At 58.9% G+C, this 16,878-nt stretch carries 13 protein-coding genes; 12 read left to right on the plus strand and 1 reads right to left on the minus strand.

What is annotated here, in order from left to right; translation table 11 throughout:
* Positions 1 to 69: 69 nt before the first annotated feature.
* A complete protein-coding gene (locus PL263_RS16020) occupies positions 70 to 342 on the minus strand; it encodes a YcgL domain-containing protein (RefSeq protein WP_278210302.1) in 273 nt (90 codons plus the stop codon).
* An 86-nt stretch (positions 343 to 428) separates the two neighbouring features.
* Here PL263_RS16020 and PL263_RS16025 point away from each other — a divergent pair, with 86 nt between their 5' ends.
* The 12 genes from PL263_RS16025 to PL263_RS16080 all read left to right on the plus strand — a co-directional run bounded on the left by PL263_RS16025 (position 429) and on the right by PL263_RS16080 (position 16,875).
* On the plus strand, positions 429 to 1,028 hold the full coding sequence (locus PL263_RS16025; RefSeq protein ID WP_278210303.1) for a CPBP family intramembrane glutamic endopeptidase: 600 nt from the start codon (positions 429 to 431) through the stop codon (positions 1,026 to 1,028).
* Positions 1,028 to 1,504 carry a hypothetical protein gene (locus PL263_RS16030; RefSeq protein ID WP_278210304.1) on the plus strand — a complete coding sequence of 159 codons (477 nt, stop codon included), beginning with the start codon at positions 1,028 to 1,030 and terminating at the stop codon, positions 1,502 to 1,504. Before PL263_RS16025 ends, PL263_RS16030 begins: the two co-directional genes overlap by 1 nt.
* Before the next feature lie 85 nt (positions 1,505 to 1,589).
* Positions 1,590 to 3,056: an IMP dehydrogenase gene (gene guaB, locus PL263_RS16035; protein WP_278210305.1), complete on the plus strand. Its 1,467-nt coding sequence runs from the start codon at positions 1,590 to 1,592 to the stop codon at positions 3,054 to 3,056.
* A 76-nt stretch (positions 3,057 to 3,132) separates the two neighbouring features.
* Complete coding sequence (locus PL263_RS16040; RefSeq protein WP_278210307.1) at positions 3,133 to 4,095, plus strand: class I SAM-dependent methyltransferase; 963 nt, start codon at positions 3,133 to 3,135, stop codon at positions 4,093 to 4,095.
* Positions 4,096 to 4,169: 74 nt separating this feature from the next.
* On the plus strand, positions 4,170 to 5,759 hold the full coding sequence (guaA, locus tag PL263_RS16045) for a glutamine-hydrolyzing GMP synthase (RefSeq protein WP_278210308.1): 1,590 nt from the start codon (positions 4,170 to 4,172) through the stop codon (positions 5,757 to 5,759).
* Positions 5,760 to 5,878: 119 nt separating this feature from the next.
* Entirely contained in the window at positions 5,879 to 8,263 is a 2,385-nt protein-coding gene (locus PL263_RS16050; protein WP_278210310.1) for a penicillin acylase family protein, read from the plus strand.
* A 261-nt stretch (positions 8,264 to 8,524) separates the two neighbouring features.
* On the plus strand, positions 8,525 to 9,001 hold the full coding sequence (locus tag PL263_RS16055; RefSeq protein WP_278210311.1) for a prepilin-type N-terminal cleavage/methylation domain-containing protein: 477 nt from the start codon (positions 8,525 to 8,527) through the stop codon (positions 8,999 to 9,001).
* Between the two features lie 10 nt (positions 9,002 to 9,011).
* Complete coding sequence (locus PL263_RS16060; protein ID WP_278210313.1) at positions 9,012 to 11,888, plus strand: EAL domain-containing protein; 2,877 nt, start codon at positions 9,012 to 9,014, stop codon at positions 11,886 to 11,888.
* Positions 11,889 to 12,014: 126 nt separating this feature from the next.
* On the plus strand, positions 12,015 to 12,482 hold the full coding sequence (gene tssJ, locus PL263_RS16065) for a type VI secretion system lipoprotein TssJ (protein WP_278210314.1): 468 nt from the start codon (positions 12,015 to 12,017) through the stop codon (positions 12,480 to 12,482).
* Between the two features lie 247 nt (positions 12,483 to 12,729).
* Positions 12,730 to 13,233, plus strand: coding sequence for an RNA polymerase sigma factor (locus tag PL263_RS16070; RefSeq protein ID WP_140913478.1), 504 nt, complete (start codon positions 12,730 to 12,732; stop codon positions 13,231 to 13,233).
* A 133-nt stretch (positions 13,234 to 13,366) separates the two neighbouring features.
* Entirely contained in the window at positions 13,367 to 14,326 is a 960-nt protein-coding gene (locus PL263_RS16075) for a FecR family protein (protein ID WP_278210315.1), read from the plus strand.
* Between the two features lie 116 nt (positions 14,327 to 14,442).
* Positions 14,443 to 16,875: a TonB-dependent receptor gene (locus PL263_RS16080; protein ID WP_278210316.1), complete on the plus strand. Its 2,433-nt coding sequence runs from the start codon at positions 14,443 to 14,445 to the stop codon at positions 16,873 to 16,875.
* The last annotated feature ends 3 nt before the right edge of the window (positions 16,876 to 16,878 follow it).

Raw genomic sequence — 16,878 nt, forward strand, 5'->3', positions numbered from 1 at the left:
ATAAGTGCAAAAAGGCCCTGGCGGCCGAATGGCGGCATGTTAGCACGGATTAAGTTGGCTAGCTCGCTTTCAGTGTAGTTGCCGGGCCGCAGCAGGCTGGACCGGGGAGAACAGCGCCGGCGGCATCTGCACGAAGAAGCCTTTGGCCTGCAGACTGGCGATGACTTTGGCCGAGTCGGCGCGCGCCAGCTTGCGTTCCGGCGTCAATTCAAGCTCCATGACGAATTCGAGCCGGCCAAAGCTTTTGTAGAGTTGTTCCGGCACGGCCGAAAAATCGTCTTTTTTATCCAAGTAAAGGTAAAGTTCGTCCTTCTTCAGGCTTTTGTAAATAAAGCAGTTCATGTTTGCCGCTCCTGATGTAACCCTGCCAATTCTAACGGTTTTTGTTTAGAATTTTCAGCCCTTGTCGACCTAGACCGCTTTCGCAGATGAAAACCAGCCCGTTCTCCACCCAAAATTTTTTTAACGCGGCTTGTTATTTCGAGTCGGCATTGGCCGGCTTGGCCGTGCTGTTCGGCTGGCTGGCCGATGTCGATCCGTTTCAGGACTTGTATTTTTCGGAAAGTGCCCTGGCAATCGGGTTGCTGGCGACTTTGCCGTTATTGTTGTTGTTTTTTGCATTGCAACGTCTGGCGTATCCGCCGTTGCAAGCCATCCGCGAGTTGCTACTGGATACTCTGGGCGCCAGGTTGAGCGACCGGCATTGGGCTGACTTACTGGTTTTGGCTTGTATCGCCGGCTTCGCCGAAGAGGCGCTGTTTCGCGGCTTCTTGCAGCCCTGGCTGGAATTACGCTGGAATGCCGAACTCGGCCTGCTGTGCAGCAACGTGGTATTTGCCCTGGTACACGCCGTAACGCCTTTGTATGCGCTGTTGGCTTTCCTGATGGGGTTGTATTTGGGAGCCCTGCTCGATTATGGCGGCGGTCGCAATCTGCTGACCCCGATCGTGATCCACGCGGCTTACGATTTCGTGGCCTTTGTTGTTATTCTGCGCGATTACCGTAATCGCCTCGACAGGAGTGTTTAATGTCCGTCACCTCCCCGTTGCCGTCCACCGCTCTGCGCAGCCATTGGCTGGTCTGCGCCGCGATGCTGCTCATGCTGATTGTTTACAATGTTGTTTGCCATGTCTGGGGGGCTGAGCTGCAGATCGCGGTCAGCGAAGAGCGCCGCGTGTTGCTGCGCAGCGTGTTGTACGGCGTCGCGATCGTATTGTTTCCGTTGACCAATCTGACCAAGCATGTCTTGCTGCGGCTGAACCAGACCATGCCCGGCCCGAGAAGTGCGGGGCAACGCTATTTCACAACGGTAACCGTCAGCCAGGCCTTGATCGAATGGGTCGGCCTGTTCGGCCCGATCATGATTGTGTTGGGCGACGGCTTCAATACCTTATACATATTCAGCACGATGCATGCCTTGGGCATATTCCTGCATCGTCCCAAAATGGCGGAATATCATGCGATTGCTGCGGCGCTTTCGGCGCAAAACAGCCGGGGCGAGTAAGTCCTTGACTATTTCGGGTTTTTAGGAACCTCAGTAAAGTTGTACAATGGCTGGCTTATCCACGATTAGCCCCCAGGTGTGATTTATGCAAATCATTCAAGAAGCTCTCACCTTTGACGACGTCTTATTGATCCCCGCCCATTCCAGCGTGCTGCCGCGCGAAGTCGAGTTGAAAACTCAGCTCACCCGCAAAATCAAATTGAATATCCCGCTGGTGTCGGCGGCGATGGACACCGTCACTGAAGCCCGCTTGGCGATTGCGATCGCTCAGGAAGGCGGCATCGGCATCATTCATAAAAACATGACCGTCGAACAACAGGCGGCGGAAGTCAGACGGGTGAAAAAATACGAGAGCGGTGTCATCAAGGATCCGATTACGGTATCGCCCAATGTCACGGTGCGGGAAGTATTGGAATTGACCCGGGCGAAAAACATCTCCGGCGTGCCGGTCGTCGACGGCGAAGAGCTGGTCGGTATCGTCACCAGCCGCGATTTGCGGTTCGAAACCCGGCTGGAGGTGGCGATCAGCCAGATCATGACGCCGAAAGACAAACTGGTGACGGTAAACGAATCGTTCAGCCATAAAGAAGTGATCGAGAAATTGCATACCCACCGCATTGAAAAGGTGTTGGTCGTTAACGATGCCTTTCATTTGCGCGGCATGATCACGGTCAAGGACATCCAGAAAGCCAAAGATAACCCACAAGCCTGCAAGGACGAACAGGAGCGCTTGCTGGTCGGTGCTGCGGTTGGTACCGGAACCGATACCGGCGAGCGGGTCGCGGCTTTGGTGGAAGCCGGCGTCGACGTCATCATCGTCGATACCGCCCACGGCCATTCCCAGGGCGTGCTGGACAAGGTGCGCTGGGTCAAACAAAACTTTCCGCACGTGCAAGTCATCGGCGGCAACATCGCCACCGCCGCCGCGGCCAAAGCCCTGGTCGAAGCCGGCGCCGACGGCGTCAAAGTGGGTATTGGTCCCGGCTCGATTTGCACCACCCGCATCGTCGCCGGCGTCGGTGTGCCGCAAATCACCGCGGTCGCGAACGTAGCCGCCGCGTTGAAAGGCACCGGTGTGCCGCTGATCGCCGACGGCGGTATCCGCTATTCCGGCGATGTCGCCAAGGCTCTGGCGGCCGGCGCATATGCCGTGATGCTGGGCGGTCTGTTCGCCGGTACCGAGGAAGCGCCGGGCGAAGTCGAACTGTTCCAGGGCCGCTCCTATAAATCCTATCGCGGCATGGGCTCGTTGGGAGCCATGTCTCAGCAACAAGGTTCCAGCGACCGCTACTTTCAGGAAGACACCGAGCAGGTCGAAAAACTGGTGCCGGAAGGCATCGAAGGCCGGGTGCCGTATAAAGGCAGTGTGTTGGCCATCATCCACCAGTTACTCGGCGGCGTGCGTTCCAGTATGGGCTATACCGGCAACAGCACCATCGCCGATATGCGGGAAAACGCCCAGTTCGTGCGCGTGACCAACGCCGGCATGCGTGAAAGCCACGTCCATGACGTGACGATTACCAAAGAAGCGCCCAATTACCATATGAACTAAACCGGCCGCGCCGGTTTGCGCACCGGACCCAAGCCGGTCCGGTGCGAATCTCAACCCTCACAACCTCGTAAGCGCAATGTCAGAAACTTCTTCGACCCCCTGCAATTTATGCGGCAATCACCATGTCAGCGTACTGTCCATGCGTAGCCGAAGCGGCGCCCAATTGCGCACCGTGATCTGCGACCAGTGCGGCTTAGTCTGGAGCGATCCGTTTCCGCACGATCCGCGCCAGTTTTACGAAGAAGAGTACCGGCTGGACTACAAAAAGACCTACGCGCCGCAAGCCAAACACATATTGCGTGCCGGCCGAGTGGCGATTGAACGTCACGACAAGATCAAGCATTTGCTACAAAGCCGGAAGACCATGCTCGATGTCGGCACCGGCGGCGGTGAGTTCGCTTACCTGATGCAGGCCTTGGGCCACGACATTCAAGGTATCGAACCGAATAAAGGCTATGCCGAATACTCCAAAGCCCAGTACCAGTTGAACTTGCAGGTCGGCTTTGTCCAGGACGGCGACTTTACCGAAGCCAGCTTCGACTTGATCACGATCTGGCATGTACTGGAACACACCGCGGACCCTGGTTCGGTACTCGGCTTTTTGCGCAAGCTGCTGAAACCCGACGCGACCTTGGTCGTGGAAGTACCGAATGTCGAAGCGGTGTGCCAATCGCCGGCCAGCAGTTTCCACGAAGCGCATTTGTTCAACTTCAATGTGCAGACGCTGCAGAAAATGGGCGAAAAAGCCGGCCTGCACGCGGTCGGCCATTTGCTGTCGGCGGACGGCGGCAATCTGACCATGTTCTTCCAGCCTGCCGCCGCCGCTGCCGCAACGGATTGGCGATTGCCGGGCAATGCCGAGCGGATCAGTGCCGTCGTCAAAGGCCATACCAATTTGCGCCATTACATGCGGGCGGCGCCGTATTTGCGATTTGTGAAAAAGTTGCAACGTACCATTGCCGAGCGCAACTTGAGTCAGCAAGTCGCCGACAGTAAAGCCTTGCTCGATCAACTTTATCGCGAGCATCGGCTGCTGTGACAGCCGACCGCGCCAATAGCCACAAACAGGCCTTAACCGGTTAAGGCCTCTCCAGCATCATCGAAGGTTACACCGTGACGAATCCTGCCGCCGCCAACATCCATTCCGACAAAATCCTGATCCTCGACTTCGGTTCGCAATATACGCAACTGATCGCCCGCCGCATCCGCGAAATCGGCGTGTACTGCGAAATCTATTCCTGCGACAGCAGCGACGAAGAGGTCAAAAACTTCGGCGCCAAGGGCATCATCCTGTCCGGCGGCCCGGAGACCGTGACCAGCAGCGACACTCCGCGCGCACCGCAAGCCGTGTTCGAACTGGGCGTACCGGTGCTGGGTATTTGCTACGGCATGCAGACCATGGCCGAACAATTGGGCGGCAAGGTCGAATCGTCCGACCACCGCGAATTCGGTTACGCCCAAATCCGCGCCCGCGGCCACTCGAAACTGCTCAAGGAAATCGAAGACCAGGTCTCGGCGGAAGGCTTTGGCCTATTGGACGTGTGGATGAGCCACGGCGACCGCGTGGTTGAACTGCCGGCAGGTTTTAAACTAATCGCCAGCTCGGACGGCGCGCCGATTGCCGGCATCGCCGACGAAGAGCGCAATTTCTACGCGCTGCAATTCCACCCGGAAGTCACCCATACCAAGCAGGGCGGCCGCATCCTCAGTCGTTTTGTATTGGACATCTGCGGCTGCGCGGCGCTATGGAATTCCAGTAATATCATCGAAGACAGCATCAAAGCGGTGCGGGAAAAAGTCGGCAATGACCAAGTTATTCTCGGCTTATCCGGCGGTGTCGATTCCTCGGTAGTCGCCGCGTTGCTGCATCGCGCCATCGGCGAACAACTGACCTGCGTCTTCGTCGATACCGGCCTGCTGCGTCTGCACGAAGGCGACCAGGTGATGGCGATGTTCGCTCAGCATATGGGCATCAAAGTGATCCGGGTCGATGCCGAAGCCCGCTATATGAGCGCGCTATCCGGCGTCAACGATCCGGAACAAAAACGCAAAATCATCGGCGGCCTGTTCGTGGAAATCTTCGACCAGGAAGCCGGCAAACTGACCGACGCCAAATGGCTGGCGCAAGGCACCATCTATCCGGACGTGATCGAGTCGGCCGGCGCCAAGAGCGGCAAGGCGCATTTGATTAAATCGCATCACAACGTCGGCGGCCTGCCGGAAAACATGACCTTGAAACTGGTCGAACCGCTGCGCGAACTGTTCAAGGACGAAGTGCGCAAACTCGGCTTGGAACTGGGCCTACCCGCCGACATGATCCACCGCCACCCCTTCCCCGGTCCCGGCCTGGGCGTGCGCATCCTCGGCGAAGTCAAAAAATCCTACGCCGACCTGCTGCGCCGCGCCGACGACATCTTCATTGCCGAACTGCGCAATCACGGCCTGTACGACAAAGTCAGCCAAGCCTTCGCGGTCTTTCTGCCGGTCAAATCGGTCGGCGTGATGGGCGACGGCCGCAAATACGACTACGTCGTCGCCCTGCGTGCCGTGGAAACCATCGACTTCATGACCGCCCGCTGGGCGCATCTGCCGTACGACTTCCTGGACTTGGTTTCCCGTCGCATCATCAACGAAGTGCCGGGGATTTCGCGGGTGACTTACGATATTTCGGGTAAGCCGCCGGCGACGATTGAGTGGGAGTAGTGGCGTAATACGGATTCCTTAGCGGCAGCCCGTCCGAAATTGCCGTAACTGCAGCGGCCGTTGCCGTTTGTCCGAATCTCGGGTAAAACCCTCTGCGATTTCGACGGGAGCGGTTAGGCATGGCTAAAGCTAAAAAAATCTGGGTCAATTTGGCCAGTGCAGGGGCGGCATTGTTGTTGGGGATTAGCGGCCTGGGCTACGCCTGGTTGCATAGTTCGTTGCCGGCGCTGGATGGGGAGCGCCGCTTGCCGCAGTTGGCGGCGCCGGCGGCGGTCGCAACCGACCTGCACGGTATTCCTTCGATTCATGCCGCTAGTCGGACCGACGCGGTGCGGGTGCTGGGTTATGTCACCGCCCGCGACCGTTTGTTTCAAATGGATTTGATGCGGCGTAAGAATGCCGGTCGTTTGGCCGAAGTCTTCGGCGACAAGGCCTTCGACAGCGACAAGCAGGCCCGGATTTACGGTTTTAAGCTCCGCGCCGGCCGTGTTTTTGCGGCATTGCCGGTCACGCACCGCGAGTATTTGCAAGCTTACGCCGACGGGGTCAACAGCTATCTGATGCAAGCCAGGGTGTTACCGTTCGAGTTCGGCGCCCTCGGTTACAGTCCGGAACTCTGGCAGGCCGAGGATTGCTTGCTGATGATGTTCGGCATGTTCGAAACGCTGACCGCGCGCGCCGAGCAGAGCGAGCGGATGTTGAGCGTGATGCAACGCAGCTTGCCTGCGGCCGCCGTCGCTTTTTTCACGCCGGATACCGACCGCTATACCGATCAACTATTGCAAGCGGGAGCCTCTTTGCGGCCATCGCAGCCGGTGCCCGCCGCAATCTTGCAGCCGCTGTTGGCGCAGACTGGAAGCGTTGGGCCGCAATTGGCCGACGCCGCTGCCGGCGAAAGCCTGGCCGGCTCCAATGCCTGGGCGGTCAGCGGCCGCAAAACCGCGGATGGTCGGGCAATTTTGGCCAATGACATGCATTTGAGCATCAACGTCCCCAATATCTGGTACCGGATCGAGCTGGCGTATCCGGGCGTGGAAGCGGTCGGCGTCAACTTGCCCGGTACGCCGTTTCTGATCGCCGGCAGCAACCGCTATTTGGCCTGGGGGGTGACCAATCTCGGCGGCGATTTTCTGGATTTGGTCCAACTCGAAACCGATCCGGAGCATGCCGGACAGTACCGCGACGGCGACGGCTGGCGCGCTTTCGAGCAACGCCGGGAGACGATTCGAATCAAAGGCGGCGGCGAACGCGAATTGGTGGTCCGCGAAACCCGCTGGGGCCCGGTCGCGGACAAGCCTTTGCTGGGCCGGCCGGTCGCGATTCGCTGGGCGGCGCTGGACACGGAAGCGGTCAATACCGAATGGCTGGAATTGGAGCAGAGCCAAAACCTCGAGCAGGCCTTGGCCATCGCCAACCGCGCCGGTGTGCCGCAGCTGAACGTGCTGTTTGCCGATAACAGCGGCCGGATCGCCTGGACTTTGACCGGCAAAATTCCGTTGCGCTTCGGCGGCGACGGTTCGGTCAGTACCTCCTGGGCCGACGGCAATACCGGTTGGAGCGGCTATTTGCCGCCGGAACGGATGCCGCGCAACCTGGACCCGACGCAGGGCTTTCTGGCCTCGGCCAACGAGCGCCGGTTCGGTGCCGACTATCCTGTCGTGATCGGCCATCAGTTCGCCAACGGTTACCGGGCGTTCCGGATTTCGCAAAAACTGCGGCAGACGGCATTGCATGACGAATGGTCGCTGTTCAATCTGCAATTGGATACCGAATCCGAGTTTTTCGGTTACTACCGGCAACTGGCCTTGCACGCGCTTAATGGTATCGATCCGGCCGCGCAAGCCGAAACGGCGGCGATTCGCGCTTATTTGCTGGCCTGGAACGGCCGTGCCGATGCCGACAGTTTGGGGTTGCCGTTATTGGTCGAGTTTCGCAAACAACTGATCGAAGCGGTAATTCCGCCGTTTCTGGCCGCTTGCAAACAAGCCGATCCCGAGTTCAGCTACGCCTGGAATTACGTCGATACGCCGCTGCAGGCCTTGCTGAGCGCTGCCGATCCGGCCCTGTTGCCGGACGCCGCTCGGTATCGGGATTGGGATGACTTTGTCGCAGCCCAACTGCAAGCCGCTGCCGGCAAATTGTTGGCGCGCAATCCCGGCAAAAAATTGGCCGATCTGACCTGGGGTTCGCAGAACAGGGCCGCGTATGCGCATCCGTTCAGTAAGGCGATGCCGTTTCTGGCGGCGTTTTTGAACATGCCGGAGCAGACGCTGGCCGGTTGCACCGGATATTGCGTCCGGGTGGCCGGCGCCAATTTTGCCGCCAGCGAGCGCTTGGTGGTCTCGCCGGGGCATTGGCAAGACGGCATTCTGCATATGCCAGGCGGCCAGTCCGGTCATCCGCTGTCCGAGTTTTATATGGACCAGCAGCCGTATTGGTTACAGGGGGTGCCCTTGGCATTGCAAGCGGGCGATGCCGAATACCGGTGGACGCTGAAACCGTAAGCGTTGTATTCCTTCCGGCAGGCGGCTTCGATCGTCGGCCCATTGCTAATGCCGGCGAGCTAAACCCTGGGGCCAATCCCACAAACGCCGATGCCTCGCTATACTTCCGGTCGGCTGACCGTGTCCGTTTTGTGAGGGATACGGGTATTTTCGATTGTCGGTTTAGAGCCAGCGTTTTTTTACGGTACTCTGAAGCCGTTTGGCTGCCTTAACCGGCTTTCTTTTAACACTACTGTTACTTCCCGAGAAATATTCGTACCTATGTTCAACCGCAAACTCCAACGATCCGGCTTTACCTTGATAGAGGCACTGATTGCCACCGCGATCGTCGGCATCCTGACGGCGATTGCCGTTCCGGCTTATAACGGCTATATCGACCGGACCCGAAATTCGTTGGCGATCAGCGAGATCATGGCCATCCAGACCGAGATTGAGCGCTATTACACCCGCGAATTCCGCTATCCGGACTCGCTGGCAGCTTTAGGCGCCGCCTTGCCCAGCGGCGGCATCGATCCCTGGGGCAACGCCTATGTTTATCTGAATATCGCCAACGGCGATCCGGGCGTGAAAGGCGATGTCCGCAAAGACCACGCCTTGAATCCGATCAATACCAACTACGATTTGTACAGCATGGGCAAAGACGGTGTGACCAAAAAACAAATCAGCCAGAAAGACAGTCTGGACGACATCATTATTGCCCGCGACGGCGCATTTGTCGGTTTGGCGGCCGATTTTTGAGTTAGCGGCGATGAACTGGACGCTGCCGATTTTCAATAGCAAGGTGGCGCGGCGGATTTTACTGTCGTTCGTCCTGGCGGCGCTGATACCAATCCTGCTGTTGGGCGGACTATCCTACCGCCAGGTCGAAACCCAGCTGCGCGGCCAAACCGGCAAAGCCTTGCAGCGCAGTTGTAAGGATTACGCTTACGGCCTGATCGGCCGCTTGATCTTTTTGGACAAGTCGCTACGCATGGCCGCCATGCGGCTGGAGCAAGCCGGCGATAATGGCGGCGGCGCGGCAATCGGCGAGGAACATCGACAATGGTTACAAGGCCAGTTTGCCGAAGCGGTGTTGCTAGGCCCGAACGGGGCAACGCTTTCCCCCGCTGCCGACGCCGGCGAGGTTCCGGAACTCGGCGAGCAAGAGCTGAAGTCGGTCGGGGCCGGCAAGACTTTCATCAGAGCGGCCGCGAACCGGAGCGGCAGCTACAGCTTGTGGATGGCCGTCAATCTGGTCGAGAACCGCCCGGAAGCTGGGATCTTGATGGTGGAATTAAAGCCGGAACAATTGTGGGAAGCGGAAAACATCGATCCGAACAATCTGTTATGGATCATGGATGCCGCCAGCCGCCAGCTATTGTTCGCATCGGAGCCGGAGTACGGGCTGCCGGCCGACGCCAGAGACCGGCTGGCACAGCTCAACAGCGACCAATTCGATTGGCAAATCGGTAACGAAACCTATTTGACCGCCTCCTGGAAGTTGCCGGTCGGCAATTTGTTTGCCGGTTCCGATCTGGTCATCGTCCAAAGCCAGCCGGCTGCGGTGGCCTTCGCCGGCATGCGCCAATTCAGAGAGATTTACCCGCCGGTGACGGCGCTGGCGTTGCTGGTGGTCATTTATTTAAGTATGCGTATGATCGGCAAGTACCTGACGCCGCTGGCCAGCCTGAAAGCCGCCACACAGGACATTGCCGCGGGCAATTTCGACACCAGGGTCCTGATCGATAGCCGGGACGAGTTCGAAACCCTGGCCGATTCGTTCAATGCCATGACCCAACGCTTGCGCGGGCAATTCGATCTGCTCGAGGCCATGGCCGAAATCGACCGCACCATTCTGTCGGCCTTGAACGCCGGGGACATTATCGAAATCGTATTGAACCGCCTGCCCGGCATTCTCGGCTGCGAGATGATCGCGATAGCCGATATCGACCCGGTACACTTGGCGCTCGGCAATATCCGCGTCCGTAGCGGCGGTCAAGCGGTCGAGCTGCCGCAAGAGCCTTTGTTTCTGGAGCAGCAGGATTTTACCGGATTGCTCGAAGCCGGCATCCAGCTCCTGGCGCTCGAACCGAACCGGCCGGCGCCGTCGGCCTATCTGCAACGTTTGCGCGGCGAGGGGGCTTGGCAATATCTGATCGTGCCGGTGGCGATCAACGGCGCTCTGGCGGCCTTGCTTTGCTTGGGATACAAGGCGCCGAACACTATTTCGGCCGAGGCCAGACAAGCCGCGGCCGATTTTGCCGACCGCATCGCCGTGGCGTTGTCGAATGCGGCCTGGGAAGAAAAGCTTTACCGGCAGGCGCATTACGATCCTTTGACCGATTTGCCCAATCGACTGGTGTTGCACGACCGACTGCAACAGGAGTTAGATAGAGCCCGGCGCGACGATTCGCAGGTTGCGGTGTTTTTCCTTGATCTGGACCGGTTCAAGAATATCAACGATTCGCTCGGCCACACGGCCGGCGACGAGCTGTTGGCGCAGGCGGCGCGGATTTTTTTGCAATGCGTGCGCAAAACCGATTTGGTCGTCAGGATGGGCGGCGACGAATTTGTGATCGTGCTGTCCGATTTGCATCAGCACGGCAACCCGGCCGGCTTCGTCACGACCATCGCCGAGAAAATACTGGCTGCGATACAGCGTACCCTGGTCGTCGCCGGATTGCCGGTCAAGATCGGCACCAGTCTCGGCATCGCCATGTTCCCCGGCGACGCCGACAATGTCGAAGACTTGCTGAAAAATGCCGACGCCGCAATGTACCACGCCAAAAGCGAGGGCCGCGGCGTGTTCCGGTTTTACTCGCCGGAACTCAATGCCGCCGCGTTGGAAAATATCAAACTCGAACACGAGTTGCGCGAGGCCGTTTCCCGCCAGGAATTACTGGTTTACTACCAGCCCAAGGTCGACTGGAACGGCCGCATCGTCGGCGCCGAAGCCTTGATTCGTTGGCAGCATGCCGAATTGGGCATGGTCTCGCCGGCCAAATTCATTCCATTGGCGGAGCAGACCGGCTTGATTGTCGAAATCAGCGATTGGGTGCTGGAACAGGCCTGCCTGTGGGTCAAATTCTGCCATCAGCAAGGCTTCGAGCCATTGCGGGTTTCCGTCAACCTTTCCGCTATCGATTTCAAACGGTCCGACCTGGTGGAAAAGGTGGCGGCGGTTTTGCACTCGACCGGCATCGATCCGTGTTGGCTGGAGTTGGAATTGACCGAGTCGGTCGTGATCGGCGATGTGGCAAGCTGCGTCGCGAGAATGCAGCAATTGAAAGACCTGGGCTTGACTCTGTCGATGGACGATTTCGGTACTGGCTTTTCGTCTTTGTCTTATCTGAAGCAATTGCCGCTGGACGTGTTGAAAATCGACCAGTCCTTCGTCCGCCAGCTCGATACCGACGACAGCAGCGAGGCTATCGTCCGGGCGATTTTGGCCCTGGCCGATGGTTTGGGGATGGAGACCATTGCCGAGGGCGTCGAAAACCAGCAACAGGTGGATTTTCTGAAGCAACAGCACTGCGCCTTGTTTCAAGGCTATCTCTACAGTCGGCCGCTGCCTGCCAACGAGTTTCTGCGTAGTTTGCAAAGTGGCGTCGGGCGCACCGAGCCGGAACGCACGCTGACCGGCTAGGCGTTTACTGCCGCGCTGGCGGTGCACGCAATCTACCGAGTCTATGGCAGAATGCCGATATCGCGATTTTCCCTAGAGAGTATTTTTATGCCGCTATCCAGACTCCTACCGATTTTATGCAGCCTTATGCTGGCATCTTGCGCCGAGACGCCGGAGCTGCCGCCACCGGTCCCGCCGACACAGTTGACCTTGCAAATCAATGCCGGCAAGCAATTGAATCCCGATGCGGCCGGCAAAGCCTCGCCGGTATTGCTGCGGATTTACGAACTGCGCGAACAGAGCGGTTTCGCCGCGGCGGATTTCTTTACCTTGTTCGATAAGGAGCAGCTGGCTTTGGGCGGCGACTTGCTGCGCAAGCAGGAATTGCTGATCAAGCCCGGCGAACAGAAAACGCTGCCGATCGAGCCCGCCGCAGACACGCGCAAGCTCGGCTTCTTCGCGGCTTTCCGCAAACTGGATGACGCGCAATGGCGGGCGTTGGCGCCGTTGGTCTTGCACCAAAACAACACCGTTACCTTGGAGATAGACCGCAATGTGCTTGGCGCCAAGGCCAGCGCAGTCGAGCCGGCACCGGCGACGCCCGCAGAGCCTTGAGTTCCCGGCCCGCGCAGTGCGCGGGGAAATCGGCTGAAGCCGGGCGGGCTTGAAGCGAGCGCGCTCCGGCCGACTTTATTAAACTATGTTAAGCAATTCATTCCGCTGCGGCATATCGCTTATTTTTTCGGGCCGAATCGGCCGAGAAATTTTCCCAAGATTACTAAGGCCTTGTTCGGACAGGTGTTGATACCGATCTGGCACGAGTTTTGGTTGCTTCCGGCCATCGCTTCGCTTGGCCGGGACCATGAGCACTATTCTTGATATTTCCGATCTGATCAAAACCTACGACGACGAATTGCGCCGAGTCATGTTCAGGCGTTGCGGCTGTTTGGACACGGCGGGCGACATCGTCCAGGAAACCTATCAGCGCATGCTGGCCGGCGACTTGTGGCGCCAGGCGGAGAATCCGCGCGCCTTGCTGCACCGAATCGCCGCCAATCTGGCGACCGATTACGAACGCCGCCGCCAGGTGCGCGAGCAGTATGCGCATTACGAAGACGGCGCAGAGGCCGATTCCGGCGTCGACAGTACGGCCGATCCGGAACAAATCAACGCCGCCCGCGAACGTTTGCACCGGCTGATTTCTGCGGTAGAACGGCTGCCGCCGAAATGCCGCACGGTGTTCGTCATGCGTAAATACGACGGCCTGAGCCATGCCGAGATCGCCGAGCGTTTGGGGATCTCGCGCAATATGGTCGAAAAACATCTGCGCAACGCATTGGCGGCATTGCAGGACTGCGACGACTAGCGGCCTTCCTGTTTTTGCGCCATCGCGCGTCCTATAATGGCAACGCTTCCACCATGATGCCGCCGATGAACATATCCGCTCCCCAACCGCTAGTGCGCGACCGCCTCCTGCAATCCCGGCGCGAGACTGCGCGATGAAAATCCCGGCATCGGTCAAGGCCGAGGCTCGCGCCTGGTGGGTCAAATTGGACGGCGGTAGTGACGATCCCTCGCTGTTGGCCGAATTCGAGCGCTGGCTGGCCGCCGACGCCGCCCACGCGGAAGCCTATCGCCGGTTGCAGCAGTTGTGGAGCGATCTGGCGGAAGTCGAGCCGGGCTTGGTTCCGGTGGCGGCCGATTTGCCTCTCCAGCCGCCAAAACCGGTTTCGGCGAAAATCCGGCAGCGAGCCTGGTTACCGTTGGCGTTGGCGGCGAGTTTGGCACTGTGGTGGTTGAGCCCTTTGTCCCTGGGTTTGCGCGCCGACTTTCATACCGGTTTCGGCGAAGTGCGCGATATTGCCCTCAGCGACGGTTCCACCGTGCATTTGAACGGCAACAGCGCGCTGCTGGTTCAATTCGGCGCCGGCCAGCGCCGATTGACGCTGCTGCGCGGCGAAGCGCTGTTCGAAGTCAGTCCCGACCCGGCCAGAGCGTTTCAAGTGCAGGCCGGCGACGGCCTGATCACCGCGTTGGGCACCGCATTCAATGTGCGTGTCGACGGCGACAATGTCGAGGTTGGCGTCACCGAGCACAGTGTCGCCCTCGACGTGCAACGCGGCTCGGGCCGCCAGCACGGCGTGCTGGCGGAGGGCGAGCAGGCGATGTTTAGCCGGGAAGACGGGATAGGCCCGGCGATCGCCGTCGACCAGCTGGCCGCCACGGCCTGGCGCCGCGGCAAGCTGGTATTCGAAAACCGGCCGCTCGGCGATGTCGTCGCCGAGTTGAACCGCTACCACCGCGGTTTGTTGCTGATCGGCGATGCGGCGCTCGCCGAACGCCGGGTCAGCGGCGTATTTCGTACCGACCAGCCGCTGGCAGTACTGGCCGCACTGGAATCTTCTCTACACATTCGTTCCTCCCGCCTCGGCGACTATTTGATTTTGCTACACCGGTAACCGGCGGCGTTTTCTGCGGCGGATTGCGGTTTTTGCGTTTCCTCACCTCCTGTTTTCGGCTGCTAGTGCGTCAAAAGCAGTATCAGTCATCCGATAACAACCTTAGAGGGAAATGCATGATCGTTAGAACCACGAAGAGATGCGCCGGCCGCGGATTGAAAAACCAGGTTGCGGCTTGGGCGCTGGGGGTTGGCCTTGCGGCTTCGCTGGCCCACGCCGACAGTGCCGCCCGGCCGTTCGACATACCGGCAGGCGCCTTGGCAACGGCCTTGAACCGGCTGGCCGAAAGCGCCGGCCTGCAACTGGTTTATGATGCCTCGATCGCCGCAGGCCTGAGCAGCCGGCCGCTACGCGGCAGTTACACACCGGAAGCGGCGCTGCAGCTCTTGCTGCGAGATAGTGGGTTGAGTTACCGCATTGCCGAAAACGGCAACGTGGTGATCGAAAAACAGGCTTTGAATTACCGGCCGGACCCGGCCGCATTGCCGGCGGTCAACGTGGTCGGTAACAGAGCTTACGATCCGAACAATCCGTTCAACCAGCTATATGCGGTGCCGAACGCGTCCACCGCGACCAAGACCAATATTGCTGTCATGGATACGCCGGTGTCGATTCAAGTCGTGCCTCGTTCCATATTGAACGACCAGCAGGCGGTCCGGTTCGAGGATGCCGTGATCAATAACGTCAGCGGCGTGCAACGCGCCTACGGTACCGCCGATATGTACGAAAGCTTTATCGTCCGCGGTTTCGACTCCGGCGAACAAAACTACCGGAACGGCTTTCGGCGCTCGATGGGTAAATTCGACGTATCGAACATGGAGCAAATCGAAGTGCTGAAAGGTCCGGCGGCGGTGCTGTACGGCCGCTTGCAGCCCGGCGGCATGGTTAATTACGTGACCAAAAAGCCGTTAGCCACGCCGTATTACGCGCTGCAGCAGCAATTCGGCTCGTTCAGTGAATTCCGGACCACCGTCGATGCCACCGGGCCGCTGGATAGTGCAAAAACCCTGCTCTACCGCTTTAACGGCGCCTACGATAGTGGCGAGTCGTTTCGCGACATCGTCGATCACGAACGCATATTCATCGCCCCTTCGCTGACTTGGCGGCCGAACGACCGCTTCGAGGCCAACCTGGATATCGAAAAGCGTCACGACAACTATATGGACGATTACGGCGTGCCGGTGCTGGACAACAGGCCGGTGGTGGGCCGGCGCAATTTGTTCACCGGCGATCCGGCGTTTCGGCCGCGCCAGGACAATACCCTGGTTTACGCCGACTGGAGCTTCAAATTCAACGACGATTGGGCGATCAAGCATAAATTCCAGTGGGACGAAACCGATATCGTCTTCGGCGGGCCGGGACCGAATGGCAAGCTGAATGCGGACGGCCGCACCTTGGGGCGCTGGGTCATTACCGGGACCTCCGAGCGGCGCTCGTATTCGACCAGTCTGGATTTGACCGGCAAATTCGAGACCTACGGCCTGAAACACAATGTGTTGGTCGGCGGCGACTGGTTTTTCTTCAATCAGGACGCACCGGACAATATGTTCGCGTCCAGCGATTGGGGCGATCCGATCAATTCGACCTTCGATATCGACAACCCGCGCTATGACACGATCGATGTCGCCGCAGTCAACGCAATCCGGCCCAACTGGTTCTGGCGCGAGCGCGACGATTGGTACGGCGTCTATTTTCAGGATCAGATCACGCTCTGGGATAAATTGCACATCATGGGCGGCGGCCGCTACGACATGGCCGGTTACGGCGGCTTCGGCGGCACGTCCTGGGAAGCCACCAAGGACGGCTTCAGCATGCGCCACGAGGACAAATTCACGCCGCGGGTCGGCATCCTCTACCAGCCGTGGGACTGGTTGTCGGTCTACGGCAATTACGTCGAATCTTTCGGCAGCAACAACGGTCGCAATGGCTTGACCGGCGGTAGCTTTCAGCCGCAATCGGCCGAGCAGTACGAAATCGGCTTCAAGACCGAGCTGTTCGATAAACGCTTGTCGTCCACCGTGGCTTACTACCACCTGAAAAAAACCAATATGCTGACCGCCGACCTCAGCACGCCCGATCCATTGGACCAGGTGGCGATCGGCGAAGCGCGCAGCCAGGGCATCGAGGTCGATATCAAAGGCCAACTCAGCGATAACTTCAGTCTGGTCACGACCTATGCCTATACCGACGGCCGGGTTACCAAAGACAACAACGGCACGGAAGGCAATCGTCTGTTGAACGTGCCAGAGCATCAAGCCAGCCTGTGGGGAAGCTACCAATTTACCGAGCATTTCAAGGCCGGCCTGGGCGGGGTAGTGGTCGGCAAACGCGAGGGCGACACCGCCAATAGCTTTCAGTTGCCCGGTTACACCCGGCTGGACGCGATGGCGGCTTATGTGCAGCCGATCGGTAAAACCCGCCTGACCGCACAAGTCAATGTCTATAACTTGCTGGACAAGGAATATTTCACCGGCTCGACCTCATGGATACCGACGGCCAACGTCGGCGCGCCGATTTCGGCGATGGGCTCATTGAAGCTGGAATACTAAGTC

This window comes from Methylomonas sp. EFPC3 (genome assembly GCF_029643245.1).
Lineage (GTDB): Bacteria > Pseudomonadota > Gammaproteobacteria > Methylococcales > Methylomonadaceae > Methylomonas > Methylomonas koyamae_B.

Excerpts from the sequence above, each read along its gene's own strand:
- PL263_RS16030 (WP_278210304.1), top strand. The coding sequence starts at position 1,028 with ATGTCCGTCACCTCCCCGTTGCCGTCCACCGCTCTGCGCAGCCATTGG.
- PL263_RS16025 (WP_278210303.1), top strand. The coding sequence starts at position 429 with ATGAAAACCAGCCCGTTCTCCACCCAAAATTTTTTTAACGCGGCTTGT.
- PL263_RS16055 (WP_278210311.1), top strand. The coding sequence starts at position 8,525 with ATGTTCAACCGCAAACTCCAACGATCCGGCTTTACCTTGATAGAGGCA.
- PL263_RS16040 (WP_278210307.1), top strand. The coding sequence starts at position 3,133 with ATGTCAGAAACTTCTTCGACCCCCTGCAATTTATGCGGCAATCACCAT.
- guaB (WP_278210305.1), top strand. The coding sequence starts at position 1,590 with ATGCAAATCATTCAAGAAGCTCTCACCTTTGACGACGTCTTATTGATC.
- PL263_RS16080 (WP_278210316.1), top strand. The coding sequence starts at position 14,443 with ATGATCGTTAGAACCACGAAGAGATGCGCCGGCCGCGGATTGAAAAAC.
- PL263_RS16060 (WP_278210313.1), top strand. The coding sequence starts at position 9,012 with ATGAACTGGACGCTGCCGATTTTCAATAGCAAGGTGGCGCGGCGGATT.
- PL263_RS16070 (WP_140913478.1), top strand. The coding sequence starts at position 12,730 with ATGAGCACTATTCTTGATATTTCCGATCTGATCAAAACCTACGACGAC.
- PL263_RS16075 (WP_278210315.1), top strand. The coding sequence starts at position 13,367 with ATGAAAATCCCGGCATCGGTCAAGGCCGAGGCTCGCGCCTGGTGGGTC.
- tssJ (WP_278210314.1), top strand. The coding sequence starts at position 12,015 with ATGCTGGCATCTTGCGCCGAGACGCCGGAGCTGCCGCCACCGGTCCCG.
- PL263_RS16050 (WP_278210310.1), top strand. The coding sequence starts at position 5,879 with ATGGCTAAAGCTAAAAAAATCTGGGTCAATTTGGCCAGTGCAGGGGCG.
- PL263_RS16020 (WP_278210302.1), bottom strand. The coding sequence starts at position 342 with ATGAACTGCTTTATTTACAAAAGCCTGAAGAAGGACGAACTTTACCTT.